25 protein-coding genes are annotated in these 26,667 nt (G+C 69.1%); 9 read left to right on the forward strand and 16 right to left on the reverse strand.

Annotated features, from left to right (window positions below; all coding sequences use genetic code 11):
- The first annotated feature begins 116 nt into the window (after positions 1-116).
- Together AMS65_RS03160 and AMS65_RS03165 are read left to right on the forward strand one after the other, a co-directional pair.
- A complete protein-coding gene (locus tag AMS65_RS03160) occupies positions 117-1,001 on the forward strand; it encodes a transketolase (RefSeq protein ID WP_053382716.1) in 885 nt (294 codons plus the stop codon).
- Entirely contained in the window at positions 1,001-1,999 is a 999-nt protein-coding gene (locus AMS65_RS03165) for a transketolase family protein (RefSeq protein WP_053382717.1), read from the forward strand. The genes AMS65_RS03160 and AMS65_RS03165 overlap by 1 nt, the downstream gene beginning before the upstream one ends.
- Positions 2,000-2,056: 57 nt before the next feature.
- On the opposite strand, the gene AMS65_RS03170 is transcribed toward AMS65_RS03165, so the two are convergent.
- From AMS65_RS03170 to AMS65_RS03190, 5 genes are all read right to left on the reverse strand, one after another.
- A complete protein-coding gene (locus tag AMS65_RS03170) occupies positions 2,057-2,929 on the reverse strand; it encodes a MurR/RpiR family transcriptional regulator (RefSeq protein ID WP_053382718.1) in 873 nt (290 codons plus the stop codon).
- A gap of 62 nt (positions 2,930-2,991) precedes the next feature.
- Positions 2,992-3,933 (reverse strand): NAD(P)-dependent oxidoreductase, encoded by a 942-nt coding sequence (locus tag AMS65_RS03175; protein ID WP_053382719.1) that lies wholly within the window; start codon positions 3,931-3,933, stop codon positions 2,992-2,994.
- Positions 3,934-3,938: 5 nt separating this feature from the next.
- Entirely contained in the window at positions 3,939-4,913 is a 975-nt protein-coding gene (locus AMS65_RS03180; protein WP_053382720.1) for a shikimate dehydrogenase family protein, read from the reverse strand.
- Between the two features lie 4 nt (positions 4,914-4,917).
- Positions 4,918-5,592 carry a bifunctional 4-hydroxy-2-oxoglutarate aldolase/2-dehydro-3-deoxy-phosphogluconate aldolase gene (eda, locus tag AMS65_RS03185; protein ID WP_053382721.1) on the reverse strand — a complete coding sequence of 225 codons (675 nt, stop codon included), beginning with the start codon at positions 5,590-5,592 and terminating at the stop codon, positions 4,918-4,920.
- Positions 5,593-5,595: 3 nt separating this feature from the next.
- The gene (locus tag AMS65_RS03190) at positions 5,596-6,195 is read right to left on the reverse strand and encodes a glucose-6-phosphate isomerase family protein (RefSeq protein ID WP_053382722.1); all 600 of its coding nucleotides are present in this window, start codon (positions 6,193-6,195) and stop codon (positions 5,596-5,598) included.
- Between the two features lie 176 nt (positions 6,196-6,371).
- On the opposite strand from AMS65_RS03190, the gene AMS65_RS03195 reads away from it, so the two are divergent.
- From AMS65_RS03195 to AMS65_RS03210, 4 genes are read left to right on the forward strand one after another with little or no spacing between them, the layout of a single operon-like run.
- Positions 6,372-7,103, forward strand: a complete 732-nt coding sequence (locus AMS65_RS03195) for an SDR family NAD(P)-dependent oxidoreductase (RefSeq protein ID WP_053382723.1) — start codon at positions 6,372-6,374, stop codon at positions 7,101-7,103.
- A complete protein-coding gene (xylB, locus tag AMS65_RS03200; RefSeq protein WP_241489319.1) occupies positions 7,100-8,620 on the forward strand; it encodes a xylulokinase in 1,521 nt (506 codons plus the stop codon). Before AMS65_RS03195 ends, xylB begins: the two co-directional genes overlap by 4 nt.
- Complete coding sequence (locus tag AMS65_RS03205) at positions 8,617-9,633, forward strand: phosphotriesterase family protein (protein ID WP_053382724.1); 1,017 nt, start codon at positions 8,617-8,619, stop codon at positions 9,631-9,633. The genes xylB and AMS65_RS03205 overlap by 4 nt, the downstream gene beginning before the upstream one ends.
- Entirely contained in the window at positions 9,630-10,670 is a 1,041-nt protein-coding gene (locus tag AMS65_RS03210; RefSeq protein WP_053382725.1) for a zinc-dependent alcohol dehydrogenase, read from the forward strand. Before AMS65_RS03205 ends, AMS65_RS03210 begins: the two co-directional genes overlap by 4 nt.
- 122 nt (positions 10,671-10,792) lie before the next feature.
- Here the strand turns inward: AMS65_RS03210 and AMS65_RS03215 are convergent, their stop codons facing one another.
- A complete protein-coding gene (locus AMS65_RS03215; RefSeq protein ID WP_053382726.1) occupies positions 10,793-11,365 on the reverse strand; it encodes a TetR/AcrR family transcriptional regulator in 573 nt (190 codons plus the stop codon).
- A gap of 72 nt (positions 11,366-11,437) precedes the next feature.
- Here AMS65_RS03215 and AMS65_RS03220 point away from each other — a divergent pair, with 72 nt between their 5' ends.
- Positions 11,438-12,016, forward strand: coding sequence for a dihydrofolate reductase family protein (locus AMS65_RS03220; RefSeq protein WP_053382727.1), 579 nt, complete (start codon positions 11,438-11,440; stop codon positions 12,014-12,016).
- A gap of 127 nt (positions 12,017-12,143) precedes the next feature.
- Positions 12,144-13,388: a glycerate kinase gene (locus AMS65_RS03225; protein WP_075200816.1), complete on the forward strand. Its 1,245-nt coding sequence runs from the start codon at positions 12,144-12,146 to the stop codon at positions 13,386-13,388.
- Here the strand turns inward: AMS65_RS03225 and AMS65_RS18635 are convergent.
- The 7 genes from AMS65_RS18635 to AMS65_RS03265 all read right to left on the reverse strand — a co-directional run bounded on the left by AMS65_RS18635 (position 13,274) and on the right by AMS65_RS03265 (position 21,290).
- The gene (locus AMS65_RS18635) at positions 13,274-14,476 is read right to left on the reverse strand and encodes an MFS transporter (RefSeq protein WP_075200817.1); all 1,203 of its coding nucleotides are present in this window, start codon (positions 14,474-14,476) and stop codon (positions 13,274-13,276) included. The two genes, AMS65_RS03225 and AMS65_RS18635, sit on opposite strands and share 115 nt — an antisense overlap.
- A gap of 7 nt (positions 14,477-14,483) precedes the next feature.
- On the reverse strand, positions 14,484-15,569 hold the full coding sequence (locus tag AMS65_RS03240; RefSeq protein WP_053382730.1) for a tartrate dehydrogenase: 1,086 nt from the start codon (positions 15,567-15,569) through the stop codon (positions 14,484-14,486).
- Between the two features lie 112 nt (positions 15,570-15,681).
- Complete coding sequence (locus AMS65_RS19945; RefSeq protein WP_053382731.1) at positions 15,682-16,674, reverse strand: ABC transporter ATP-binding protein; 993 nt, start codon at positions 16,672-16,674, stop codon at positions 15,682-15,684.
- On the reverse strand, positions 16,671-17,684 hold the full coding sequence (locus AMS65_RS19950) for an ABC transporter ATP-binding protein (protein ID WP_053382732.1): 1,014 nt from the start codon (positions 17,682-17,684) through the stop codon (positions 16,671-16,673). The genes AMS65_RS19945 and AMS65_RS19950 overlap by 4 nt, the downstream gene beginning before the upstream one ends.
- 15 nt (positions 17,685-17,699) lie before the next feature.
- Entirely contained in the window at positions 17,700-18,590 is an 891-nt protein-coding gene (locus tag AMS65_RS03255) for an ABC transporter permease (RefSeq protein ID WP_053382733.1), read from the reverse strand.
- Positions 18,587-19,555: an ABC transporter permease gene (locus AMS65_RS03260; RefSeq protein WP_053382734.1), complete on the reverse strand. Its 969-nt coding sequence runs from the start codon at positions 19,553-19,555 to the stop codon at positions 18,587-18,589. Before AMS65_RS03260 ends, AMS65_RS03255 begins: the two co-directional genes overlap by 4 nt.
- 43 nt (positions 19,556-19,598) lie before the next feature.
- On the reverse strand, positions 19,599-21,290 hold the full coding sequence (locus tag AMS65_RS03265; RefSeq protein WP_083451450.1) for an ABC transporter substrate-binding protein: 1,692 nt from the start codon (positions 21,288-21,290) through the stop codon (positions 19,599-19,601).
- Between the two features lie 201 nt (positions 21,291-21,491).
- Here AMS65_RS03265 and AMS65_RS03270 point away from each other — a divergent pair, with 201 nt between their 5' ends.
- On the forward strand, positions 21,492-22,235 hold the full coding sequence (locus AMS65_RS03270; RefSeq protein WP_053382736.1) for a TetR/AcrR family transcriptional regulator: 744 nt from the start codon (positions 21,492-21,494) through the stop codon (positions 22,233-22,235).
- A gap of 168 nt (positions 22,236-22,403) precedes the next feature.
- Here the strand turns inward: AMS65_RS03270 and AMS65_RS03275 are convergent, their stop codons facing one another.
- From AMS65_RS03275 to AMS65_RS03285, 3 genes are read right to left on the reverse strand one after another with little or no spacing between them, the layout of a single operon-like run.
- Entirely contained in the window at positions 22,404-24,290 is a 1,887-nt protein-coding gene (locus tag AMS65_RS03275) for a prolyl oligopeptidase family serine peptidase (protein WP_053382737.1), read from the reverse strand.
- A complete protein-coding gene (locus tag AMS65_RS03280; RefSeq protein WP_053382738.1) occupies positions 24,287-25,432 on the reverse strand; it encodes a M20 family metallopeptidase in 1,146 nt (381 codons plus the stop codon). Before AMS65_RS03280 ends, AMS65_RS03275 begins: the two co-directional genes overlap by 4 nt.
- Entirely contained in the window at positions 25,429-26,361 is a 933-nt protein-coding gene (locus AMS65_RS03285; RefSeq protein WP_053382739.1) for an alpha/beta fold hydrolase, read from the reverse strand. The genes AMS65_RS03280 and AMS65_RS03285 overlap by 4 nt, the downstream gene beginning before the upstream one ends.
- Positions 26,362-26,667: the final 306 nt, after the last annotated feature.

The raw sequence follows: 26,667 nt of genomic DNA on the forward strand, positions 1-26,667 counted from the left end.
GCATTTTCGCGCCCCACGGGGCCTTGTTATTATCGTTAATCGGACAGCGTTGCCGATTTTCGAGAAATTGAGTTAGTATTGTCCCGCCACACCGACGAAGTTGGGAGATCAACGTAATGACTGACATGCTGCAGCGCGGCGCCGGATCCGATCCGGCCGAGATAGCCGACCGGCTTCGCGATCGTGCTGCGTTCATCCGCACCGAGACCGTGCGCCTGATCGAGATCGCGAAGGTCGGGCACTACAGCTCGGTGTTCTCGGCGGCCGAATTGCTCTCGACGCTCTACTACGACGTCATGCACCTCACCCCGCAGGATCCCGACAACCCGGATCGGGACCGATTCACCATCGGCAAGGGTCATGCGGCGGTGGGGATATACCCGATCCTCGCCGATCTCGGCTACTACCCGATGAGCGATCTCGACGACTACGCGCATCTCGGCAGCGCCTTCGGAGACCACCCCGACATGACCAAGATCAGGGGCATCGACTTCAGCTCGGGCTCGATCGGGCACGCGCTCTCGAACGGCATCGGCATGGCGCTCGCCGGCCGTATGGACGGTCGAGACTTCTCCGTGTTCGTGATGCTCGGCGACGGCGAGATGCAGGAAGGCCAGGTCTGGGAGGCCGCGATGTCGGCGGCGCACCACAAGCTCGACCGGGTGATCGCGATCGTCGACCGCAACGGCTTCCAGCTCGACGGCGAGGTCGATGACATCATCGGCATCGAGCCGATCGCCGACAAGTGGCGCGCGTTCGGCTGGCGGGTGGTCGAGGTCGATGGGCACGACGTCGAGGCGCTGCGCGAGGTGCTGCACGAGGCGAAGAACCGCGAGCCCGACGGGATCCCGACCTGCATCATTGCGAAGACCAGCAAGGGCAAAGGCGTGGCCTACATGGAAGAGGAACCCGGGTGGCACCTGGGATACCTCACGCCCGGCGACGCCGAGCGCGCCGTCGCAGAGATCATGAACACCAACACGGAAGGAGCGGACGAGTAATGTCGTCGACGCTTGACGCAGGATCCTGGCAGTACCGAGCGCTGAACGAGCTCAATCCCGGACTCGACTACCTGTCGCTGGGGCTCGAAGACCTCGTCGAGGCGGGAGCGCCCGTCGTCGCGGGCACCGCCGACCTGACCTATTCGAACGGGCTCAACCGCTTCCAGGCTGCGCATCCAGACCGCTTCGTCCAGTTCGGCATCTCGGAGCAGCACATGGTGTCGGCGGCCGCGGGCATGGCGACGGCGGGCAAGATGCCGTTCGTCGCGACGTTCGCCTCCTTCCTCGGACTGCTGTGCTGCGAGCAGATCCGGATGGACGTGGCCTACACGAAGCTCCCCGTGCGCCTCATCGGGCACCACACGGGCATCTCTCTCGGGTTCTACGGCACGAGCCATCACGCGACCGAGGACATCTCGACGATGCGCGCGATCGCGGGACTCACGGTCGTCTCGCCCGCCGACGGTCCCCAGCTGCGAGCAGCGATCCGGGCGTCGGCCGACTGGCCCGAACCGATCTACTTCCGTATCAGCCGCGGCCGCGATCCGCAGGTGTACGCCGACGATGTCGAGTTCGAGTTCGGCAAGGGCATCGAGCACCTGCGCGGCACCGATGTCACGATCATCGCGTGCGGCATCCTCGTGCACGCGGCGCTCGAGGCGGCCGGGGAGCTGGCCGCGGCCGGCGTCTCGGTCGGGGTCATCGACATGCCGACGGTCAAACCGCTCGACGAGGAGCTCGTGCTCGACGTGGCGGGCCGTACCGGGGTCATCATCACGGCCGAGGAGCACAACATCATCGGCGGCCTTGGCGCCGCCGTGGCCGAAGTGCTCGCGGAGAATCCGGGCGGGGCGAGGCTCGTTCGCCACGGCATCAGGGATGAGTACAGCCTTATCGCCGCTCCGACCCGCCTCTACGCGCACTACCGGCTCGATGGCCCGGGGCTCGTCGAGGTCGTGCAGGAGGAACTCGGGGGAGCCCGCGCGGCAGCGGCCTAGCGGCGGTGGTCGCGAGCCGGTTCGTGGCCCGTGCCCGCACCCGGCGAGGTCGTCCGACTACTCGATCTCGCTCGACGGGTCGAGGGTCGAACGGAACGCGGCGAGCTTCTGCTTCATACCCCGCAGTCGCGCGAGATCGACGTCGCCGCCCTTCATCGCGGTGGACGTGGCGAGGATATCGATCACGACGAGCGCGGCGATACGGCTGATCGTCGGAGTGTAGACGTCCGTGTCCTCGAGCGTCGCGGTGACGATCACGACGTCCGAGGCCTCCGCGATCGGGCCGGTGCTCGATCCGGTGATCGCGATCACGCGCGCCCCGTTCGCGTGCGCCTCGTCCGCGAGCGTGGAGAGCGGCACCGTGCGGCCGGTGTGCGAGATGAGTACGAAGAGATCCCCCTCGTCAGCGGTGGCCGCGGCCATGAACTGCTGGTGCGGATCGGCGAGCGCCGAGCACGGTTTCCCGAAGAGGGCGGCTTTCTGCTGCGCGTCCTCGGCGATGATCGACGAGGCCCCGAACCCGAAGAAATGCAGACGCTTCGCAGCGCCGATGAGGTCGATGGCGCGCGCGATCGATTCCGGATCGAACGAGCGTCTGGTGTGGTCGAGACTCGAGATGGTGTGATCGAAGATCTTGGTGATGATCGTCGGCAGGGCGTCGCTCTCCTCGATGGCCGAGTGCGTCGCCGGCACGCCGAGCGCGAGGAACCGGGCCATCTCGAGGCGGAAGCTCTGGAAACCGGAGAATCCCATGCTCGCGCAGAACCGGATGATGGTGGGCTCGCTGACTCCTGCGGCGTCGGCGAGGGCTGCGAGCGTCATCTGGGTGACCTCATCGCGGTGACCGAGCACGTACTCCGCGACCCGGCGCTCCGATCTACTCAGAGCGGGCGCGCGATCCGAGATCAGCTGCAGCAAGGAGGTGGACACAGGGAACACTGTAGCGTCAGGCTCGTGCGGGAGGGCGAGCCGACGGCGCCCTCCCGCGTCGATCACGGCGCTGCGGGGCCGAGAACGCGCAGCAGATTGTCGACGGCAAGGCTGCTCGCACGGTGCACGCTCTCGTCGGTGAAGCCGCCGATGTGGGGCGTGGGCCGGCACCTCGGGTGGCGGAGGAGCGGGGTGAGCTCCGGCGGTTCGGCGTCATAGGCATCGACTGCATAGGCCGCGAGCCTGCCGGTCTCGAGCGCTTCCAGCACCGCCGTGTCATCGACGAGTGCGGAGCGCGCCGTGTTGATGAGGATCGCACCGGCCCGCATGGCGGCGAGCACCTCGGCGTCGACGAGGGGGCGGTCTCCGGGCGGACTGTGCAGCGTGATCACGTCGGCCGAGGAGAAGAGCTCGGCCGGTTCGACCATGCGAGCGAGGTCGCTCCGCTCGACGAACGGATCGCTCGCCAGCACCTCGGCTCCGAACGCGGTCGCGACGGCGGCGACGGTGCGGCCGATCGCGCCAAGCCCGACGATGCCGACGGTGCGGTGCCCCAGTTCTCCGCCGCGCGTGCGATTCCACCCGCCGGCGCGCACGGTGGCGACCGATCCGTCGAAATCGCGGAGCGCAGCGAGCATGTGCAGCACCGCTATCTCCGCGACGCCCTGCGCGTTCGCCGCGCGCGCGATCTCGATGGCGATCCCGGCTTCTCCGGCCGCGGCGACATCGACCGCGTCGGTGCCGACGCCGTTGCGCGAGATCACCCGCAGGCGAGGAGCGGCGCGCAGCACCTCGGCCGAGATCGTCTCCACGCCGGCGAGGTAACCGACGACATTCCCGGCGAGCAGCCCGCGCAGTTCCTCCTCGGTCGGGGCGCGACCGACGGGGCCGGGGACGAGATCGTACCCGGCCGCGACCAGCGGAGCCAGCTCGGGCACGTTCTCGAGCCCGGCGGAGGTCAGGGAACGCGGAGTGACCAGGATGCGTTCTCGTGCGCCGACCATCGTGCTCAGGCCTTCCTCGCGCCGCGGGCGATCTCGCCGAGCCGATCGAAGCCCGGCCCGGAGGTCGGGATATCGACCTCGAAGACCTCGGCGATGACGCGGGTCCAGCCGTGGATGAAATAGACCCAGCCGTCGTGCACGTCGAGGTTCTGCGCCGTCTCCTGCGCGCGCGCCTGTTCGAGGAAAACGAGGTCGCCACGGTAGTTCAGCTCCCAGACGTGCGCCCGCTCGGGGAAGACGCACTCGTCGGTGAGCGGGGAACCCGGCGCGTCCTTGCCGAGGCCCGTGGCGTTGACGACGAAGCTCTCGGCGGGCATCGACGCGAGCACCGCATCATTGTCAGAGGGCATGGGGCTGAGCTCGCAGCGCAGCGGTACCGTGGTCTCGAACTGCGTATACACCTCGGCCAGCGAGTCGAGACGTCTTCGGCTGCGATTGCTCACGACGATCTCGGCGGGAACATCGGAACCGCGGTCGGGGCGCGTGAGGTGCCAGGCCATCGCGATAGCGGATCCGCCGGCACCCATGATGAAGGCCGAGCGATCCGACCAGGAGCCCGCGGGCAGGATCGCGTCGACCGCGAAGCCTGCAGTGATCGGGTCCTTCGCGTGCGCGCGCAGCTCGCCGTCGCGCTTCGAGATGCAGCTGATCTCGTCCATGAGCACCGTCAGCGGGTCGGCGTAGTCGAACAGGTCGGACGCCGCCTGGTACAGGTCGAGCTTGTGGGTCGTCACGAGAGCCCCGATGCTGAGCTCGTCGTCCCGGAAGAACTGCACGACCCTCCGGTAATCCTCCGCGGGCGCGTGCAGGGGCAGATCGATGCCGACGAAGTCCACCTCGCCGAGCCCGAGTTCCTCCGCCCACAGCGGGAAGACCTGGCGGATCGAGGACTTCGCGGTGCTCACGCCGATGAAGTAGAAGGTGCGGCGCTTCGCCGGCTGCAGGGTCGCGGCGGTGAACGTCGGGTACTGGTCGGTCATGGTGTTACGCTCCTGCGGTCGAGAGGGCCGCGGTCGCTTCCACGGCGATTGCGGTGATACGCGCCCAGTCGCCCTCGGCGATGAGTGCGCGAGGGGCGACCCAGCTTCCTCCGACCGCGGTGACGGTGGGAAGAGCGAGGTAGTCGGCGGCGTTCCCGGCGCCGATGCCGCCGGTGGGCATGAAGGCGAGACCGGTGTGCGCAAAGGGCGCCGACAGCTGCCGCAGCGCAGCGACTCCGCCGTTCGCCTCCGCGGGAAAGAACTTCACGGTCGAGTGTCCCTCGGCGAGGCGCTGCTGGATATCGCTCGCGCCGGCGACGCCCGGGATCACGAGCAGACCGCGTTCCACCGCGCGGGCCGCGGTGGACGGATCCCACCCCGGGCTGACGCCGAATGCGGCACCCGCGTCGGCTGCCGCATCGACGTCAGCAGGAGTGAGGAGCGTTCCCGCCCCCACTGCGCTGTCAGTGCCCGCGGCTGCGGCGCGTACGGCCTCGACTCCCGCCGGGGTGCGGAACGTGATCTCGACGACGGTGATCCCACCCTCGGCGAGGGCACGAGTCAGGGGCACCGCCTGAGTCGGGTCGTCGATCTCGATGACGGGGACGATGCGATTGCCCCCGAGGAGCGTTCCTGCGGCCGAAGACAGCTCGGCCTGCGCTGCGATTTGCGCCGTCATGCGTCAGGCCGCCCGATATCCGGTGTGGTCCGGATTCTCGCGGAGCGTCCAGCCGCCTGCGCCGTCGTCGACGACGAGCTGCTTCATTCCGCCCGCGTCGGCGATGAGCTGGTAGTCCTGCCCCGCATCGGTCGCGTAGGTGAACAGGGTCACGAAGGGCTCGTCGCCGACGTTGACGCTGCGGTGCACCCATTCTCCAGGGACGTTCACCGCCTTCCCCGGGGTGAGCTCGACCGCCTCGCTCCTGCCGTCGAGGGTTTCGAGCAGCATGATCCCGTGTCCCGAGAGGCAGTAGTAGAGCTCCGCGCGGTCGGAGACCTCGTGGAGGTGTCCACGGGTCACCGCGAACTCGTCTCCGTAGCGGCCGGGCAGCAGCCGAGAGGTGCCGACGGTCAGCGCACCCGAGTGCGGGCCGTAGTCCTGCGACTCCACGCGGTAGACGAGGGTCTCCTCGCCCTGAGCTGCGACCGCCGCCTCGTAGGCCGAGTCGTCCCGGTATACGCCGCGCATGTCGGCGAGATGCTTGGTGTAGATACCGGTATTGCCCGCGAGGACGCCCTCGGGAGAGATGTCGAGCTTGGCGGGGAAGTCGAGTTCGGGCACGGGAGTTCCTTTCGTTCGCGAATACATTTCGTAGTAATACTACGAATTATCGTAACCCTAGTCGGGAAAATTGGGAAGAAGGGGATCTTTCGGCGGGTCGAGTTGCGGTATACAGTAGTTTAACTACGAAATTGGGTCCGCGAGGATCCTGGACATTCGAAGAGGATTGGAGTGCGATGGGACTCGCGGCATCGGCACGGACCAGGCGCGTCGCAGTGACCGGCGGCAACGGCGGCATCGGCGACGAGATCTGCCGAGTGCTCTCGGAGCGCGGCTGGAAGACCTACGCGCTCGATCGAGCCTCTGTCGACGGCGCAGCGGGAGAGTTCATCGAGTGCGACCTGCTCGACGCCGCGAGCATCGACCGCGCGGTGGCGGCGCTCTACGCGGAGGACGACAGCCCGGTCTCGCTCGTGACCAGCGCCGGCATCGTGGAGGACGATGTCGCCGCCGAGGATCTCGACATCGACCTGGTCGACCGGGTCATGGGCGTCAACTTCCGCGGCGTCTTCCTCACCAACCAGGCGTTCGGCAGGGAACTGCTCGTACGCGGCGGAGGCGCGATCGTCAACATCGCCTCGATGTCGGGCAACCACGTCGTCAACTTCCCGCAGCGCCAGTGCATCTACAACTCCTCCAAGGCCGCCGTCACCGCGCTCACGAAATCGCTCGCGGTCGAGTGGGGATCCCGCGGCGTGCGAGTCAATACGCTTTCGCCCGGGTACATCGACACCCCGCTCAACGGGCTCAAGAAGCACATGCACGCGAGTTGGAACGAGGGCACGGTGATCGGGCGCATGGGCACGCCGCTCGAGGTCGCGAATGCCGTCGAGTTCCTTTTGAGCGACCGTTCGGGGTACTTCCTCGGCGCCGAGCTGCTCATGGACGGCGGGTTCTCACTGCGATGAGCGCCTCGACCCATCGGACCGGCGAGCCGCTGGTGCTCGCGCACGACCTCGGCACGACCGGCGACAAGGCGACCCTCGTCGCGCCGGACGGCACGGTCGTCGCCTCGGTCACTGCGGCCTATCCGGTCGACTTCGGACCGGACGGGAAGGCCGAGCAGCACCCCGACGACTGGTGGGCCGCGTTCTGCGAGGCGAACCATCGCCTGCTGGGCGAGCACAGCATCGATCCGTCGAGGATCGCGGCCGTCTCGTTCTCGGGGCAGATGATGGGCGCTGTGCTGCTGGACGCCGACGACCGTCCGGCCAGGCCCGGGATCATCTGGGCCGACACGCGGGCGAAAGCGCAGTGCGCGCGTCTGGTCGAGCGGGTCGGCATGGAGCAGACCTACCGGATCACCGGACATCGCGCGAACCCTACCTACTCGCTCTCGAAGCTCATGTGGGTGCGCGACACCGAGCCGGAGGTGTTCGCCCGATCCCGCCGGTTCCTCACCGCGAAGGACGTCATCCTCCTGAGGCTCACCGGCGAGCACGTGACCGAACCGTCCGACGCGTCCGGCACGAACGCGTACGACCAGGCCCGCGGAGCGTGGAGCGCCGAGATGCTCTCGGCGTCCGAACTCGATCCCGAGCTGTTTCCCGAGATCGTGGCCTCGACGACCGATCTGGGGGCCGTGCGTCCGGAAGTCGCAGCCGAAGCCGGACTCTCGACGAGCACTCGCGTGATCGCTGGCGGCGGAGACGGCCCGATGGGTGCTCTCGGTGCGGGGATCGTCGACCGCGCGAGCGGCGTCTACACCTACCTCGGCTCGTCGTCCTGGGTGTCGTTCGCCGATGACTCTCCGCTTCACGACCCGCTCATGCGGTCGATGACCTTCAATCACGTCATCCCGGGGCATTTCGTACCGACCGCGACGATGCAGGCCGGCGGGGCATCACTCGACTGGATCGTCTCGGTGCTGCGCCCGGGGGCGGAAGGCCGGTTTGAGGAGGCGCTCGCCGATGCGGCGCGGTCGGAGGCGAGCGCGGACGGCCTCTTCTTCCTGCCGCACCTGTTGGGCGAGCGATCGCCGTACTGGAATCCGAACGCCCGCGCGGTGTTCGCCGGGCTCAAAATGCCGCACGATCGCGGCAACATGGTACGAGCCGTGATCGAAGGGGTCGCGTACAACCTGCGCACGGGGCTCGTGGCCTTCGCGGAGGCGGGGCACGAATTCGACCGGATCGACGCGATCGGGGGAGCGGCGAAGTCGCCGCTCGTGGCCCGGATCCTCGCCGACATCTGGCAGCTTCAGGTGCGCCCGAGCTCGATCGGCGATCACGCGACGAGTCTCGGCGCCGCCGCCGTCGCGGCGATGGGTGCGGGCCTGCTCGAACGGGCCGACGTCCCCGCGTTCGTCGGCAAGCCGGCGGGCACGGGGATGGATCCGACCCTCGACGCGGGAGAGAATGCGAAGCGGTACGACACCTTCATGGACGCGTACCGGCGCCTCGAAGGGTGGTTCGACCGAGTATGAATCCGCAGGAGAATCGCTTCGTCCGCACGGTGCTCGGCGATGTCGATCCCGAGCGCCTGGGTCGGGTGAACTACCATGAGCATCTCTTCCAGACGACGCCGCTGCTGCCCGGAGATGAACTCGACGACGAGCGGCTGAGCGCCGAGGAGGCCGCGTCGATGCGCGGAGCCGGCATCGACGCCATGGTCGACGCCACGCCGTGGGGGCTCGGCCGAGACCCGGAGGGGATCGCGCGCATCTCGCAGAGGACCGGCCTCGGCGTCGTCGCCACCGCGGGGTTCCACCGCGAGGCGCACTATGCGGGACGGCCCGATGTGCTCGGGCTGGCGGTCGAGACGATGACGCGTCAGTGCGTGTCCGAGCTGCTCGAAGGGCAACCAGCAGCTGACGAGAGAGCCGGCGGACCCCAGCGGATCGCCGTCGGCCCCGACGGACTCCCGGTGCGGGCGGGAATGCTGAAGGCGGGCATCGGGTACTGGTCGATCGCCGCGTTCGAACGACGCGTCCTCGAGGCCGTCGCCGCGGCCCATCGTGCGACCGGCGCCCCGATCATGGTGCACCTCGAGCACGGCACGTGCGCGCACGAGGCGCTCGACATGCTCGCGGAGCAGGGCGTCGCGGAGGAACGAGTGGTGCTCGCGCATATCGACCGCAGCCCAGACTCGATCCTCTATTCGGAGCTCGCCTCCCGCGGCGCCTTCCTCGGCTGCGACGGTGCGGCGCGGCTCAAGGACTGGCCGGAGTCGACGCTCATCGAAGCGATCGCCGGGGCCTGCTCGGCGGGGCACGCGGGCCGCGTGCTGCTCGGCGGAGACGTCGCTCGCCGCTCGCGCTATCTCGCTTACGGCGGTATGCCCGGCCTGTCGTACCTCGCGTCGCGGTTCATACCGCGATTGGCCGGACGGGTCGGAGGGGACGCGGTCCGCACCTTCCTGGAGGACAATCCGCGTCGGCTGCTGACCTGGTCGATCCGTCGACCGCTGAATGACTCCCGAGGAGGAGCAGAGGAATGACCGAGACCCCGATCATCAGGAGGGCGATGGTGACGGCCGTCGACGCGATCGAGCTTGTCGAGGTCCCGGCCCCGCAGCCGGGAGCCGGAGAGGTCTCGGTCCGCACGAGCGTCGCGGGGATCTGCGGCAGCGACCTGCATGCCGTCGCGGGGCATCACCCCTGGATGCGGATCCCCTTTCCGCCGGGGCACGAGGTCGTCGGCGTTGTCGATGCGCTCGGCGCGGGTGTGACCTCCGTGGCGGTCGGCGCGCGCGTGACCGTCGAGCCGACGCTGCCCTGCTGGGACTGCAAGCAGTGTCTGGCGAGCAATGAGAACATCTGCGAGAACCTGCGGTTCCTCGGCTGCGGGTATGCCCAGGGAGCGATCGCCGACTCGTTCACGGTGCCGGCGAACCGCCTGCATGTGCTCGACGAGTCGATGAGCGACCTCGACGCCGTGCTGATCGAGCCGCTCGCCACACCCTGTCACGCGGTGCGCCTGGCCGTTGGCGACGGATCGCTCGCCGGTCGTCCGGTTGCGGTGGTCGGCGGCGGAACCATCGGGCAGCTCACTCTTGCAGCGGTGCTCGATCGTGGGGCCGATCGCGTGGTCGTCATCGATCCGATGGCCTCCAAGCGCGAGCTCGCCCGACGACGGGGTGCGGCCGCGGCGTTCGACCCCGCCGCGGGAGACCTGGTGGAGACCGTGCTCGAGCACTTCGGCGAGACCGTGGATGTCGTGTTCGACTGCGTCGCGATCGAGGCCACAGTCGAACAGGGAGTGCGCCTTGTCGGCCGGGCCGGCACCGTCGTGATCGTGGGCGTGCCGGCACGTGATGTCGTGGTGCCGCTGCAGCTCGTGCAGGATCGGCAGATCCGCATCCAGGGTGCCGCGACCTACGTGCCCGAGGACTATACGACGGCCACGCGGATCATCGCGAGCGGAGCGGTCGCGGCCGAGGACTTCATCTCGGCCGAGTTCCCGCTCGACCAGGTCTCCGAGGCGCTCGAGGCGGCCAAGGATCCCGAAACCGTCAAGGTCGTCGTGCGCCCGTAGCGCACCGACCTGCTCCCATCCCGCGGGGACGAGTCCCCGGGCCGCCGCCGACCTCCGGTGAGGCCGGGCGGGCGCCGTCACGAGTTCCTCCCTGCTCGTGACGAGATCCCGAAGCAGGGCAGTTACTTCTCCGGCAGCAGACCCGCCACGAGCGCATCGATCACGTCGTCGGTCGGGGTGTCGGGGTCGATCGGGGTGGTCAGCCGGTCGAAGAGCAAGCCGTCGATCGCGTAGTGGAACAGGGCGATCTCCCGGCGCCCGCCCGGCAGCCCGGCCGACTCGTTGAACGCGACATCGGCGTCGAATCCTGCGCGCAGCCAAGGGCCGAGTGCGGCTGCGAGCTCGGGCCGCCTGCCGGAGTCGAGTCGCAACTCGAACAGGGCTCGGGCGACATTCGCTTCAGCGGAGAGGCGACGCACGATGTCGCGGATGTAGTCGGCGAACAGGGCGCGGCTGGGCTGCTGATCGGCTCGCCGGGCGAGATCCTCCGGTGTCGGTGCGAGCCGCTCCCCGATTCGCTCGAACAGCCCCGTGATGAGCGCGTCCCGGCTCCGGAAGTAGTTCGACGTGGTGCCTCTCGGCGCCCCGGCCTCGTCATCGATCGCGCGGTGAGTCAGGCCCCGTGACCCCTCGCGGGCGAGCACCGCGATGCCCGCATCGGCCAGCGCGCTGCGGCGTGCGTCATTCCTTGCCATGCATCAAGACTAGCGCAACCACTGCATCTGTTGTAGTCTGCAACTGCTTCACCTGTAGTGATTGGAGAAACGATGCGAGAGCTCACCTACTACGTCGCCGTCAGTCTCGACGGATACATCGCGGGCCCGAACGGCGAATTCGATGCCTTTCTCGCCGAGGGCGACCACATGGAGCCGATCTGGGAGCGCTATCGCGGCACCGCTCCGACGCGACTCGCGGAGGCGGTCGGCTTCTCGGTCGCAGACGGTCCGTTCGACACCGTGCTCATGGGGTGGAACACCTACGCGGTCGGCCTCCCCGATCATCATCTGCCGAACCCCTACGAGCATCTGCGGCAGATCGTCTTCTCCCGCTCGCACGAGGCTCCGGCCGGGAGCGGGGGCGTGCGCTTCACGGACTCCGATCCGGTGGAAACCGTGCGGGCATTGAAGCAGGAGGAGGGGAAGGGGATCTGGCTGTGCGGCGGGGGTGCGCTGGCGGCAGTGCTCGCCGACGAGATCGATCGGCTCGCGCTGAAGATCAATCCGGTCATGCTCGGCGACGGGGTTCCGCTGTTCGGGCCGAGAGCGTACGCGCCGCAGCCGTGGCAGCGCACCGGCACGCAGGCCTTCGGCTCGGGCGTGATCCTCGCGGAGTACGCTCGGTCCTGACGAGGCTCCTCGGGGCGGGAGCGCAGGGGCGGGGGCAGACCGAGCCCTGCCGGACCGTGCTGCGCGCCCGTCGAGATCTCCCCGATTCCACCGGGCGAAGCGGCGGTCCGCGTACTAGTCTGAAGGGGTGAGTGGAACCGCCCCGATCGTCGTCGCGCCGGATTCGTTGAAGGGGAGCTGCTCCTCTCCGGAGGCCGCGAGTGCCCTCGCCCGAGGCGTGTCCTCGGTGTTCGGCGAGGCCGTCGAGATCCGCGAACTGCCGATGGCGGACGGGGGAGAGGGCACCCTCGACGCGCTCGTCGCAGCCTGGGGCGGTCGCGTCGAAACCGTCGCCACCACCGACGCCCTGGGCAGGCCGTGCACGGGCAGGATCGGGTTCGGCGCCAGCTCGGCAGCCACCGTCAGCGCCATCATCGAGACCGCCGACGCGAACGGCCTGCCGGCGGTGTCGGATCGGCCCCTGCAGCCGCTCGACGCGGATTCGTACGGCGTCGGCACGCTGATCGTCGCGGCGCTCGACGCCGGAGCCGAGGAGCTCCTGCTCTGCCTCGGCGGCTCGGCGACGAACGACGGCGGGGCGGGGATGCTCCGTGCGCTCGGGGCGCGGCTTCTCGACGCCGAGGGGCGAGCGATCGAGCCCGGGGCAAGAGGGCTCGCCCGGCTCCACGAGGTCGAGCTGAGCGGACTCGATCCTCGAGCGGAGCGCCTCACCTGGCGCATCGCGTGCGACGTGGACAACCCGCTGCTCGGGGCTCGCGGTGCGGCCGCGGTGTTCGGCCCCCAGAAGGGCGCGACACCCGACGACGTCGAGCGCATCGACCGGGGGCTCGAACGTCTGCTGCTCGCGCTGGCCGGGGCGACGGGCGCACCGGCCGACGCGCTCCGGGCGCAGGAGGGCCTCGGCGCGGCGGGCGGTCTCTCGCTCGGGCCGCTCAGCATCTTCGGCGCGCAGCTGATGCCGGGCGCCCGGCTCGTGAGCGAGGCGATCGGGCTGCGCGACGCGCTCCGGGGCGCAGCCTTCGCGATCACGGGGGAGGGGCGGCTCGACTCGCAGTCGGTCGACGGCAAGGTGGTGTCCCAGGTGCTCGCGGACGCCGAGCCCGGCACCCCGGTCTTCGTGATCGCGGGATCGGTCGGCCTCACCGCGGCCGAGTGCCGCGAGGCCGGAGTCGCCGCGGCGTTCTCGCTCGCGCAGGGACCCGCCGAGTTGTCCGAGCTGCAGGCCGGAGCCGTAGGGCTGCTCGAAGAGGCCGCGGCTCAGCTGGCCGGTGTGCTCGCGGGACCCCGCCACGCCGCCGTGGCGGCGAGCGAGCTCGCGCCGATGACGACCAGGATCAGCACCGCGCTTCCCGGCCAGCCGAACGAGCTGTAGACCGGAGCCCCGGCGACCCCGGCGACCGTGCCGCCCAGGTAGTAGGACGTGAGGTAGATGCCGACCGCGGCCGATGTGAATCGGCGCGCGTGGCGTCCCGTGAATCCCGTGGCGCAGGACTGCCCGGCGAACACCGCGATGCACGAGCAGGCCAGCCCGGCGACGACCGCCGCGGTCGAGGGGATGAGCGTCAGAGCGATGCCGGCCGCGCCGAGGATCGCGGCGAGCCAGAAGGCGGTCAGCGTTCCGAACCGCTGCACCGCGGCGCCGACGAAGGGCGTCAGCACGGCGGGGGCCAGGAAGACGACGAACACCAGGCCCACCTGCATCGCCGAGAGGCCGAAGGGATCCTCCATCAGATGGAGGGATCCGAAGGTGAAGGAGACGACCTGCTGGAACAGCAGTGCGGCGCCGACGAAGCACGTGGCGAGCATCCGCCAATCGCGCAGGTGGGCCCCGGCCCCGCGCAATCCCGACAGCAGCGAGTCCGACGGCGTGAAGCGGGACTCGCGGGGGAGCCACAGCCAGGTCGCGATCAGCACGGCGGCGAGCAGCGCCGAGGCGAAGACGAAGGTGAGGCGCCAGCTCCCGAAGGCGTCGAGCACCGCACCCGAGAGGAGACGTCCCGCGAAGCCGCCGAAGGCGGTGCCGGCGACGTAGACCCCGTTCAGAGCTGAGGTCTTCGCGGGCTCTGTCTCCTCCGCGACGTAGGCGATGGCGACGGCGAACACGAACGGCGTCGCGAGGCCCTGCACCACGCGGAAGGCGAGCAGCCACGCGAATCCGGGTGCGATCGCGCAGCACAGCGTGGCGACGGCCATGGCGGCGATGGCCGCGAGCATCACCCGCTTCCGCCCGAGCCGATCCGATATCGAACCCGCCACGGGGGCGAGGATCGCGACGCCCAGCGTCGTGGCGCTGATCGTCCACGCGGCCGAAGCGCCGTCCACCCGAGCCCATCCGGACAGCTCGGTCAGGATGGGCTGGGTGGAGTAGAGGTTGAGCAGGGCGGCGGTTCCGAGTAGGAACACCGCGATCCAGGGTCCCGGCCGACGCAGGGTCTCACCGGTCAGCGCACCGACGGCCATTCCGCGATCAGGCCTGCGCGATGCGCGCCGCGATCGCCGCTCCGAGCTCTGCGGTCGTGGCCTGGCCGCCGAGATCGGGGGTTAGCGTCCCGCGCTCGGCCCCGGTCTCGAGCACGTGCTCGATGGCGGCGAGGATCGCGGCTCCCGCCTCGGCCTCGCCGAAATGCTCGAGCATCATCGCGCCCGACCAGATCTGGCCGATCGGGTTCGCGATACCCTGCCCCGCGATGTCGGGCGCCGATCCGTGCACCGGTTCGAAGAGGCTCGGGAAATCGCCCTCGGGGTTGATGTTCGCGCTCGGGGCCACGCCGATCGTGCCGGTGCAGGCCGGTCCGAGGTCGGACAGGATGTCGCCGAACAGGTTGCTCGCGACGACCACGTCGAACCAGTCGGGGTGCAGCACGAAGTTGGCCGTGAGGATGTCGATGTGGAACTGGTCCTGCCGCACCTCGGGGAAGCGCTCGGCCGCTACTCTCACCCGCTCGTCCCAGTACGGCATCGAGATCGAGATGCCGTTGCTCTTCGTCGCCGAGGTGAGGTGCTTCCCGGGTCGTCTGGCCGCGAGCTCGAACGCGTAGTTCAGCACACGATCGACGCCCACCCGGGTCATCACGGTCTCCTGGAGCACCAGCTCCCGGTCGGTCCCCTCGAACATGCGGCCGCCGATCGACGAGTACTCGCCCTCGGTGTTCTCGCGCACGACGTAGAAGTCGACGTCGCCGGGCTCGCGGCCCGCGAGGGGGCTCTTGACGCCGGGAAGCAGGCGGCAGGGGCGCAGATTGATGTACTGGTCGAACGAGCGCCGGAACTGCAGCAGACTGCCCCAGAGCGACACGTGATCCGGCACCACCTCCGGCCAGCCGACCGCGCCGAAGAAGATCGCGTCGAACGGGCGGAGCTGCTCGAACCAGTCCTCCGGGAGCATCGTGCCGTGCTCGAGGTAGTAGTCCGCGCTGGCGAAGTCGAAGTGCGTGAACTCGAGCGCGAGGTCGAAGCGCGCTGCCGCGGCCTCCAGGGCGCGCAGGCCCTCGGGCATGACCTCCTTGCCGATGCCGTCTCCGGCGATCACGGCGATGCGTGTGAACGTGGTCATTCGTGTCTTCCTTCTCTGATGCGTCCGTGCGTCTCCGATGCGCCTCCGGCGGCGGCGCACGAGGGGTGAGTGCTGGATCGGAGGCGGGGCGATCCCGCCGTGAGCGCGGCAGTCAGGGCTGCAGCATGTCCCGCACCTCCGGGTAGTGGCAGGCGACTGCGCCGTCGCCGTCGGTGTCGCCGAGCAGCGCCGGCGTCTCCGTCGCGCACAGCTCCGTCGCCTTCCAGCAGCGGGTCCTGAAGCGGCAGCCGCTGGGCGGGTGGACCGGGCTCGGCACGTCCCCCTGCAGCATGATCCGCTCGCGGCTGCGCTCGAGTCGAGGATCGGGGATCGGCACCGCGGAGAGCAGCGCCTGCGTGTACGGGTGCCTCGGGCGTGAGAACAGCTCGTTCACCGGGGCCGATTCGACGATGCGGCCGAGGTACATCACGGCGACGTGGTCGCTGAGGTGGCGCACGACCGAGAGATCGTGCGCGATGAACACGTAGCTCAAGCCGAGCCTCCGCTGCAGCTCTCGGAGCATGTTGAGCACCCCCGCCTGCACACTCACGTCGAGGGCGCTGACGGGCTCGTCGAGCACGAGCACCTCCGGCTCCACCGCGAGTGCGCGCGCGATCCCGATGCGCTGGCGCTGACCGCCCGAGAACTCGTGCGGGTACCGGCTCGCGTACTCCGGACGGAGCCCGACGATCTCGAGCAGCTCGCGGACGCGCTCCTCCCGCCTCTCGCGGTGGAGCCCGTGGATCTCCAGCGGTTCGCTGAGGATCGACCGGATCGTCATTCGAGGATCGAGCGAGGCGTAGGGATCCTGGAAGACCATCTGGATCTTGCGACGGGTCTCGCGCAGCTTCGATCCGGTCGCCTCCTCGATGGGCTCGCCGTCGAGGAGGATGGTGCCGCTGTCGATGTCGTGCAGCCGCACGAGCGACCGTCCCAGCGTGCTCTTCCCGCAGCCGGACTCGCCGACGATCCCGAGCGTCGTGCCCCGCTCCAGCTTCAGGCTCACCTCGGAGATCGCGTGCACGGTTCCCGTGCGCCGGCGGAACACGCCGGTGCGCACCGGATACTCCTTCACCAGATCTGAGACTTCGAGTGCGTAGCTCATGATGCACCTCCGTGACGTGCCTCGCGTACCGCCTCGAGCCGGAGGCAGGCGGCGGAGTGGAGTGGCGAGATCTCGGAGACGGGAATGTCATCCACGTCGCAGAGGCCGGCGACGGCCCAGGCGCAGCGGGGTGAGAAGCGGCAGCCGGCGGGGAGATCCGTGGGTTTGGGCGGCATCCCCGGGATCGAGAACAGCTCCGAGCCGGTCTGCTGGTCGACGCGCGGCATGGAGTCGAGCAGCCCGATCGTGTAGGGATGGGCCGTCTCGTAGAAGATCGGTTCGACCGGCGCCTGCTCCACCATCTTGCCCGCGTACATCACGAGCACCCGGTCGGCGAGTCCGGCCACGACTCCGAGGTCGTGCGTGATCAAGAGCATGGCCGATCCCGTGCGCTCCTGGATGCGCCGCAGCACATCGAGCACCTGGGCCTGCACCGTGACGTCGAGAGCCGTCGTGGGTTCGTCGGCGATCAGCACGTCGGGGTCGTTCGCGATGCTCATCGCGATCATGATGCGCTGGCGCATGCCGCCCGAGAACTCGTGCGGGAACTGGTCGACGCGCTGCTCGGGGGAGGGGATGCCGACGGTGTCGAGCAACTCGACGGCGCGTGCCCGGAGCCGGGATCTGCTCGCGCGTCCGTCGTGCACGCGCACCGCCTCCATCAGCTGCTCGCCGACGGTGTGCACCGGGTTGAGCGCGGCGAGCGCGTCCTGGAAAATCATGGCGATGCGTCGGCCGCGAAGCGTCTGCAGATCGTGCTCGCTCTTGCCGAGCAGCTCCTCGCCCCGCAGGCGGATGGAGCCGGAGACCTGGGCGGCTTTGGGCAGCAGGCCCATGACCGCCATCGAGGTGACGCTCTTGCCGGATCCGGATTCCCCGACGACGCCGAGGGTCTCGCCGGGCAGCAGCTGGAAGCTCAGGCCGTCGACGGAGGTGACGAGGCCCGAGTCGCTGCGGAACCGCACACGGAGGTCTTCGACCTCGAGCACGGGAGCCGGGGTATCTGACATGCGAATCGTCCTTCCTCAGTGCTTCGCGTGGGGGTCGAAGGCGTCGCGAAGACCGTCGCCGATGAAGTTCACGGCGAGCACGGTCACCAGGATGAACACGCCGGGGAAGATCAGCAGGTGCATCGCCGGAGTGCCCAGGAGGCCCGAGGCCTGGCTCAGCATGTTGCCCCAGCTCGACTCGGGCGGCTGCACCCCGAACCCGAGGAAGCTCAGCGTGGATTCGGTGATGATCGCCGCGGCCACCGCGAGCGAGACGTTGACGGCGATCACGCCCGCGAGATTCGGCACCATGTGCTTGATCAGGATGCGCGGGGTCGACGCGCCGAGCACGATGGCGGCATCGACGAACTCCTTCTCCCGGAGCGAGAGCACCTGCGAACGCGCGACGCGGGCGATCACCGTCCATCCGAGCGCGCTCAACACGAAGACGATCGTGATGGGCGAGGATCCGAGGCCGCGCAGCGCGAGCGCGAGCACGGCGATCGCGGGCACGATCAGGAAGAGATCGACCAGTCGCATGATGACCTCGTCCGCCCAACCGCCGAGGTAGCCGGCGAGCGAACCGAGCACCACGCCGACGAGGGTCGACAGGACGCCGACGCCGAGCCCGACCGAAAGCGACACCCGCCCGGCGAACAGCAGGCGGCTCAGGAAGTCCCGCCCGAGATCGTCGGTGCCGAGCCAGTGCTCTGCGCTCGGCCCGGTGGCGCCGAGCAGCAGGTCCTGCTGGTTGTCGCTGTACGGGGCGATCCAGGGAGCGCCGTAGCAGAGCACGGCGAGGAGCGCGATCACGACGAGCCCGGTGACGGCGAGGCGGTGCCTGAAGAAGCGCCGGCGGGTGAGCGCCCACTGGGACCGCGAGGTCTCGGCGGCGATGGGAATCACTGTGGTGCGCGGTCTGATCATCGGAGCTTCACTCTCGGGTCGAGGAATGCGTAGCTGAGGTCGGCCAGCAGATTGAACAGGATGATGGCGAGCGCGACCACCGCCATCCAGGGGAGCAGCACGTACACGTCACCCGCGAGGAGCGAGTCGAGCAGCAGCTTTCCCATGCCGGGGATGGAGAAGATCTGCTCCGTCACCACGAGGCCGCCGAAGAGCACACCGGCGTCGAGCAGCACGACGGTGATGAACGGAGCGAGCGAGTTGCGCAGCGCATGACGCATGATCACCTGCCTGCGCGGGACGCCCTTCGCGCGTGCGGTGCGCACGTAGTCGCTCGAGAGCGCGTCGAGCATGGATGCACGGCCGAAGCGACTCCAGCTGGCGATGAGCGTGATCGACAGGGTGGCCACCGGCAGCACGAGGTGTCTCAGGTAGTCGAGATTCAATCCGGATTCTCCGACCGAGTGCAGGCCGACGAAGTAGAGCGGTGGTTCGCTCGCGCCCAGCGACTGCACCGGCCAGACGCCGAAGATCTGGATCAGCAGCAGGCCGAACCAGAATGCTGGAAGCGCGATGCCGAGGTAGGAGGCTCCGGTGAGCACGTAGTCGCCCAGCCGGTACTGGTTCACCGCCGAGTAGGTGCCCACCGCGAGCGCGATGAGCGATCCGATCAGGATGCCCCAGAATATGAGCTGCACCGTGGGCCAGGCGGCATTGCCGATCATCTGCATGACGTCGCCGCCGGTGCGGGTGCTGACGCCCCAGCTGCCGGAGACGAGGCCGCCCAGCCAGAGGAAGTACTGCTCGGGGATGGAGCGGTCGAGTCCCAGCCGTTCGATCTCCCGCGCGACCACCGTCGGATCCTGCGATTGACGCAGCTTGGCGAGCGGGTCGAATGCGAGGCGCACGGCCCAGAAGAGCAGGAACGAACCGACGAGGACGACCGGGACCGAGTAGAGGAGGCGACGCAGTGCGTATGCGATCATGGCTCTGCGTCACCTCCTCGGCTCTGCACCGCTCGGCTGCGAGTCAGCCAACGGTCCATTTCTCCAGGTTCCAGAACGGTCCCTCAGACGGGTTGATCTGGAGGGGGCCGCCGATCCTGTCATTGGTCATGAGGATATTCGGCACGGTGGCGACGGGGATGCCGGGAATGTTCTCGGCGATCAGCTTCTCCGCGGCGAGCGAGGCCTCCACGCGGGTGTCCCGATCGACGCTCTGCTCGACGGTGGCGAGGAGCTCGTCCAGGCCGGGGATGTCGGTGCGCACGAAGTTGATGCCCGAGTAGCCGTTCTGCTCGCTCGGAATCGCGGTGGAGGTGAAGGAGGCCGCGAGCGTGGGCTCGGGGATCGTGTCGATGATCGTCCAGAGGCCCAGCTCGAAGTCGCCCTGAGGCGCGAGCGTCGAGAAGATCTCCGCACCGGTGGAGTTCGCGATCGTCATCTTGAAACCGGCCTCTTCGAGCTGCGCCTGCAGCACCTGCTCGGTGAGCTCACGGCGCTTGTTGCCCGCGTGCGAGGTGATGCGGAACTCGGCGGCCTGACCGGCCTTCTCCCAGACGCCGGAGCCGTTCTTGGCCCAGCCGTCGCCCGTCATGAGCTCGTCGACCTTGTCGAGATCCCGCGTGTAGCGGGAGAAGTCGTCCGAGGCGAACGAGGAGTTGAGCGGCGACAGGAAGCTCTGCTGCGCCTCGGTGACGCCGAGCTTGCCGTAGAGCCGTTCGACGATCGCCGGACGGTCGATCGAGTAGGCCAGCGCCTGACGCGTGACGACGCTGTCGAACGGGAACGCCTCGTTGTTGATCCAGATCGCCTCGAGGTTGCCCGTATCCGGGTCGACTTCGATGTTCGTGTTGGGCACGCCGGCCTCGATCTGGCTGAGCGCGTCGAGCTGCGGCGTCGGATACAGTGCCTGCACCTGGCCGCTCTTGAGCGCCTGGAAAGCGGCCGCGGTGTCGGTGATGAACTGGAAGGTGACCTTCTCGAGCTGCGGCTTCTCGCCCCAGTAGTTCTCGTTCGGCACGAGCGTGACGGAGGTGCCGCGCACCCACGAGTCGATCTTCCACGGACCGCCCGAGAACTCGTATCCGTCGCTCATGATCGCGGCGCGGTCCTCGCCGTCGAGGATATGGCTGGGCAGCAGGGAGTAGTCGCCGCTGAACAGGCTGCGCCACAGCCCGTACTCCGAACTCATCGTGACCACCGCCGTCTTCTCGTCGGGCGCCTCGACGGATTCGATGAGCGAGTATCCGGTCTTGTCGAAGATATCGTCGCCGTCGCGGATCTGCAGCGCGGTGTAGACGAAGTCCTCACCGGAGATCGGTTCCCCGTCCGACCACACGGCCTCGGGGTTGATGCGATACGTGATGATCTGCTTGCCGTCGGTGAGTTCGACCTCCGGTTCGCCGGCGAGCACGTCGGAGGCGACGAGCTGCCAGCCCTCGGCCGTCTCCCTCGTGTCGAACGCGCTCGGCAGTGTCGGCGTGCGCATGGTGTACGAACCCCAGATGTTGCCAGCACAGGTGGCGATCCAGTCGGCGCAGTCCGGCTCCTGCTCGGCGCCGATCACGATCTGGCCGCCACTGCCACTGCCGCTACCGCCGTCGGAAGCGGGCTGGCCGGCGCAGCCGCTGATTCCGAGTGCGAGTACGGCTGCCGCAGGCAGCAATGCTCGCTTCCATCGGGCGAGAGAGGAGCCCGGTGTCCGGGTGAAACTCGTCATTGCAGTTCCTTCCTTCGGTGAAGACAGTGCGCTTCGGAATCTACGAGCAGGCCGCTTTGCAGGCTCGCAGATCTCACGGTAGCGCCACTCGGCCACGATAGCAATACTTATCGTCAATCTCCGTGACTATGTAATCGACTTGAAATGTTGAGTTGCGAGATAGGGTGTATTCCACGACCTCTACCACAGGCGAGGAGTCAAGTGACCAAGCAGAACGCACCGGACGCGACAGAGGCGACCGCCGAGCCTGTCGCGCCCGTCAGGACCCGAAGAAAGCGCGACTCGCTCAATCGCGAGGTGATCCTCGAAGCCGCCGAGAAGATCGCCGTGCGCGACGGCGTGGAGAGCCTGACCTTCCAAGCGCTCGGCGCAGAACTCAGCGCGCACCCGACTTCGATGTACCGCCACTTCCGCGACAAGGACGAGCTCATGCTCGCCCTCATCGACTCGCTGCGGGATCGCTCCTACCTTGGGGCGCTCGTGCCGACCGGCGACTGGCGCGACGACCTGCGTCTCGCGGCGAGAGTCGTGCACGAGCACTACCTCCGGTACCCGCTCTTCGCGCAGCTCATGGCAGCGCGCACGACCCGGCGCCCGCGAGAGTTCGCCAACATGGAGTACATCATGCGGGCGCTGCTCGAGGCCGGCTTCGAGCCGGAGGAGGCGCTGCGCTATCAGCGCGTGTTCGGCAACTACGTGCGAGCCCTGTCGAGCATCGAGTCCGCGGCCCACGCGCTGCCGGAGGAGGTGCAGCGAGAGGACGACCTGGCCTGGCGCCTGCGCTACGAGCAGCTCGATCCCGAGGAGTTCCCGGCGATCACCTCGGCGGGCGGACCGCCGCTCCGGATCGGCGACGCGGGCACCTTCGACCTCGGTCTCGAGCTGCTGCTCGAGGGGCTGGAGGCGCGAGCCGAGGCGGCGAGAGCGCAGCGCGCGACCGGATGACGGTGGCGCCGGGGCGCCCACCATCTCTCTCGGGGAATTCGAGGCCGCTGCGCTGCACTATCACCGCAATAGTGCAGCGCAGCGGCCTCGAATTCGAGAGCGGGGTGAGCGGGGAGCCCCGCGGTGAGACGCGCGCCCGCGACCATCCCCGGTACCGGTGAATCCAGGCTATGCCTCGGTCGACCAGCGCCTCCCGGCGAGCGCCAGATCGGCCAGCTCGAGCATCCGATGCTGCCAGGCCTCCTCGACTGCGAGCCCGCTGGGCTCGTGACCCGCGTCGAACCAATCGAGCAGCACATCCCCGCCGGCCTCCCGCAAGCGGTCGGCGTAGTTCTGCGCCTGCACGGGCGGGGTGCGGGTGTCGCGAGCACCCTGGCAGAGCCAGGCCGATCCTCGTACCTCGGAGACGTAGCTGATCGCCGAGATCTTGGCGCAGGCCTCCTCGAAGGTGAGTTCGCTGTTCGAGAGCACGTTCTGCCACACCGGCCGGAGTGCGGCATTCATGTCGGCGAACGCCGCCTCCCAGTCGGCCATCGCGACGAAGGCGAAACCGCCCGCGAACATCTCGGGCAGCCGTCCGAGCGAGAGCAGCGTGAGGTGCCCTCCGTAGGAAGGCCCGGAGATGAACGTCGACTCGGGTGCGGCGACGCCCAGCTCGCGAAGGCGGAGCACGCCCGCCCGCAGATCGGCGATCTCGCGGTCGCCGTGCCCGACCCAGAAGCCCTCGCGGAAGTCCCGGCCGAACAGCACCGAGCCGCGGTAGTTGATCGCGGCCACGGCGAAGCCCTCCGCGAGCCAGGCCTGCGCTGCGGGATCGTAGCCGTCGCTGGTCACGAGATTCGGCCCGCCGTGGATGATCAGCACGGTTCCGCGGGCCTCGCCCCTCGGCAACGCCCACCACAGCTGCACCGGGGTGCCGTCCTCGCTCGTCACCATCTCCGAGGTGAAGGGGATCCCCTCGGGCACGTCCGCCGGCTCGATGACGGTGCGGACTGCGCCGTCGATCGCGATCTCCACGACCGAGGCGGGTCGGTGCCAGGCCTGCTCCACCGAGAGCACGCGGCCGTCCTGGCCGAGGTACGACTGCGAGTAGTAGCTGAGCTCCGAGGCGACATCCGGCTGGGCGTAGCTGCCGGATCCCTCGCGCGCGACGCGAGCCTCGCCCGTGTCGGTATCGAGCACCAGGAGGCGCTGGATCCCCTCGTGGGTGTGCAGGAGGAGCACGCGAGAGGCCTGCGGGGACCAGTCGAGCGGATGCAGGTCTCCGGGGAACTCGGGCAGCGCGAAGTCGACCCGGTCGCCGTCGAGGGGAGACCAGATCGCCGGTCGTGCGTAGCCGCTCCGCTCGGTCGAGAGCAGCACCCGCTGATCGTGGGCGAGCGGGGAGAACCTCACCGCGCGCACCGGCCCGCCGGCTTCGGTGTCGTCGCACACCGCGATGACCGCTCCGGTCGAGGTATCGATGCAGGTGACCGCGGTGCGGCGCCAGCCGGGATTGTGGTCGGTCGTGTCGACGGTCGCCACCGCGCCGTCGGCCGAGATGCGGCCCCACCAGCTCTCGTTCCTCGAGCTCCAGATCGTGCGAGGCGCGCCCCAGGGCGAGGCGGGTACGACCACCAGGTGGAAGCCGTCGTCGTCGACGGTCGTCGCGAGGAAGGCCAAGCCGTCCGCCGACAGATCCATGCCGCGAACGACGTAGGGCGCGTATCCGGGCGTCAGCTCGACGAGCTCCTCGCCCGTCGTCGACAGGGCGACGAGCCCGCCCACCTCGGAACCGCCGTCGTCGCTCAGGGTGACGACCCACTCGCCGTCGCGGGTGAGCAGCGCGTCGTAGCCGAGTTCGTAGGGCAGCTCGGGCGACCAGCGGGCCTCGCCGCCGGCGGGATCCGACCGCCAGATCCGACCGCGCGAGTCCGCGGGCTGGTTCTCGATGACGAGCGCGGTGTCGGCGTCGCCGGCCACCGGACGCACCGTCATCAGCTGCGGTGTGCGGAACCGCAGCACCCAGTCGGGTTCGCCCGCTGCGCGCGTCGTCTCGGAGGTCTCTTCAGTCACTGTGTGCTCCAATCTGCCACGGCTCCGTGGCGTGTGTAGGTCGCCTCGCCCACGGTTCTGAGGCGCTCGATGAGTCCTGCGGCGAGTTTCGAGCGCTCGACGATCGACTCCAGCCGCACCCACTCGTGCGGTGCGTGCGCCCCGTCGCCGAGCGGACCGAGGCCGTCGAGCGTGGCGACCCCGAGACCGGCCGTGAAGTTGCCGTCCGAGCCGCCGCCCACGGCTGCGGCCTCGAGCGGAGGAAGCCCCAGCTCGTCGGCGACCGCGGCCGCGAGCTCGAAGAGCGGCTGCGCGTACTCCCGCTGCATCGGGGGCCGATTGATCCCCCCTGTGAGCGAGAGTGTCACGCTCGGGTCGACGGGTGCGAGGGCCCGCATGAAGTCGTCGACGCGATGCAGCTCTTCGAGGCTCCACGCGCGAACATCGACCCCGGCCTCGGCGAGATCCGGCACGGTGTTCACTGTGGTGCCGGAGTGCAGCACCGTCGGCGTGACGTTCGTTCCGAGCTCGGGATCCGGGGCCTTGATGATCTCCAGCACCTGGCGCGACATCTCGATGAGCGCGTTCGCACCGAGCTCCGGCTCGAGGCCCGCATGGGCGGCGCGGCCGTGCGCGCGAAGCCGATAGATGCTCGCGCCCCGTCTCGCCACCTTGAGCGCTCCGTCGAGGCTCGGCTCGAAAATCAGCACGGCGCGCGAGCGCAGGGCGGCCTCCTCGATCAGCGCGCGCGAGGTGGTCGAGCCGGTCTCCTCGTCCGCGGTGAGGAGCAGTGCGACGTCGTCGAGCGATTCGAGCCGCTCGAGCGCGCCGATCGCGGCGACCGTGCCCGCCTTCATGTCGAAGGTTCCGGGACCGGACGCCCGGCCGTCGCTCACCCGGAACGGCATGGCGTCCAGGGTGCCGAGCGGCCAGACCGTATCGAGATGACCGAGAATCAGCACGCCCCCCTCCCGGACGGCGGGCCAGTAGAGGTGGCTGACGCCGTCGATCTTCCGCAGCTCGCCGGACCGGCCGAACAGCGGCGAAGCCCAGGCGTCGATCAGGCGGAAGCACGCGGCGATCCCGGCGCGGTGCCCCGTCGGGGACTCGGTCTCGACGAGTTCGCGCAGCCGCGACTCGGCGAGGATGACGTCTGCGCTCATTCGGGTGCTCCTCGGTCGGCGGCGGGTCGGGGAGCGCCGTCGGCGGCTCCCGAGAAGAAGGCGGCGAGCTCGTCCGCGACCTCGTCGGGGACCTCCTCGGCGAGGTAGTGATCCGAGTGGAGGGCGCGTCCGCGCACGGAGGCCGCGCACCGTCGCCACACCTCCAGCACGTCGAAGTTCTTGCCGACGTACCCCTCCGAGCCCCAGAGCGCGAGCAGCGGCGCCTCGACGAGCCGACCGCGGTCGCGATCCTCGCGGTCGTGCTCGAGGTCGATCGACGCCGCCGACTGGTAGTCCGCCGTGGAGGCCTCGATCGCCCCCGGGCTCAGGAAGCAGCGCTCGTACTCGGCGTAGGCGTTGTCGTCGATCGGCCGGCCTCCGGCGTTCCGACCGTCGAATCGGCTCCGCAGCCAGGTGGTCGGATCCGCGGCGAGCAGGCGCTCGGGTACCCCGTTGCGCAGCGCGAGGAAGAACCAGTGGAAGTAGGAGGACGCCATGGCGCGATCGACGTGCTCGAACATGTGCAGAGTCGGCACGATATCGAGCACCGCGATGCGCTCGACCGCCTCGGGTGCGTCGAGGGCCATGCGGTGAGCCACCCGTCCGCCCCGGTCGTGGCCGGCGACCCCGAAGCGTTCGAAACCGAGCGACCGCATGAGCGCGAGCTGATCCGCGGCCATGCTGCGCTTGGAGTAGGTGCTGCCGTCGGACGCGGGCTGCGGCTTGCCGGAATCTCCGTATCCGCGGAGGTCCGCGAGCACGACGGTGTGATGCTCCGCGAGCCGCGGGGCGACCAGGTGCCACATGCGTCTGGTCTGCGGGTACCCGTGCAGGAGCAGCAGGGGAGACCCCGACCCTCCGACCGTCGCCGTGATCGCCAGATCATCGTGGTAGAAGCGGAGCGGTTCGAAATCCGCGGTGATCGTCATCGACCCTCCCTGATAACAAGCTTTGTAGTCAATTACATAGACTAACTCATTGCGCGCGAGAAATGCAGGTGCGTCTCGAGTTTTCTCGGAGCGGTCTCGGCATCGAGGTCAGGCAGGGCCGGGTTGGGTCGGGCGGAGCCGGGCGGCATCCGGCAGGGCCGGGCCAGGCCGGGTGAGGCAGGGCCGGGCAGCGCAGGCCGGATCCGGCAGGGCCGCGCGGGCCGGGTCCTGCAAGGACGAGGCCGGAGAGGATCGGGCGGGCTCCGGCAGCGACGCGGCGCTACGGGAGCCGGCCCGTCGCGAGAG

Origin of the sequence: Leucobacter celer subsp. astrifaciens, from assembly GCF_001273835.1 — a bacterium.
Lineage (GTDB): Bacteria > Actinomycetota > Actinomycetes > Actinomycetales > Microbacteriaceae > Leucobacter > Leucobacter celer.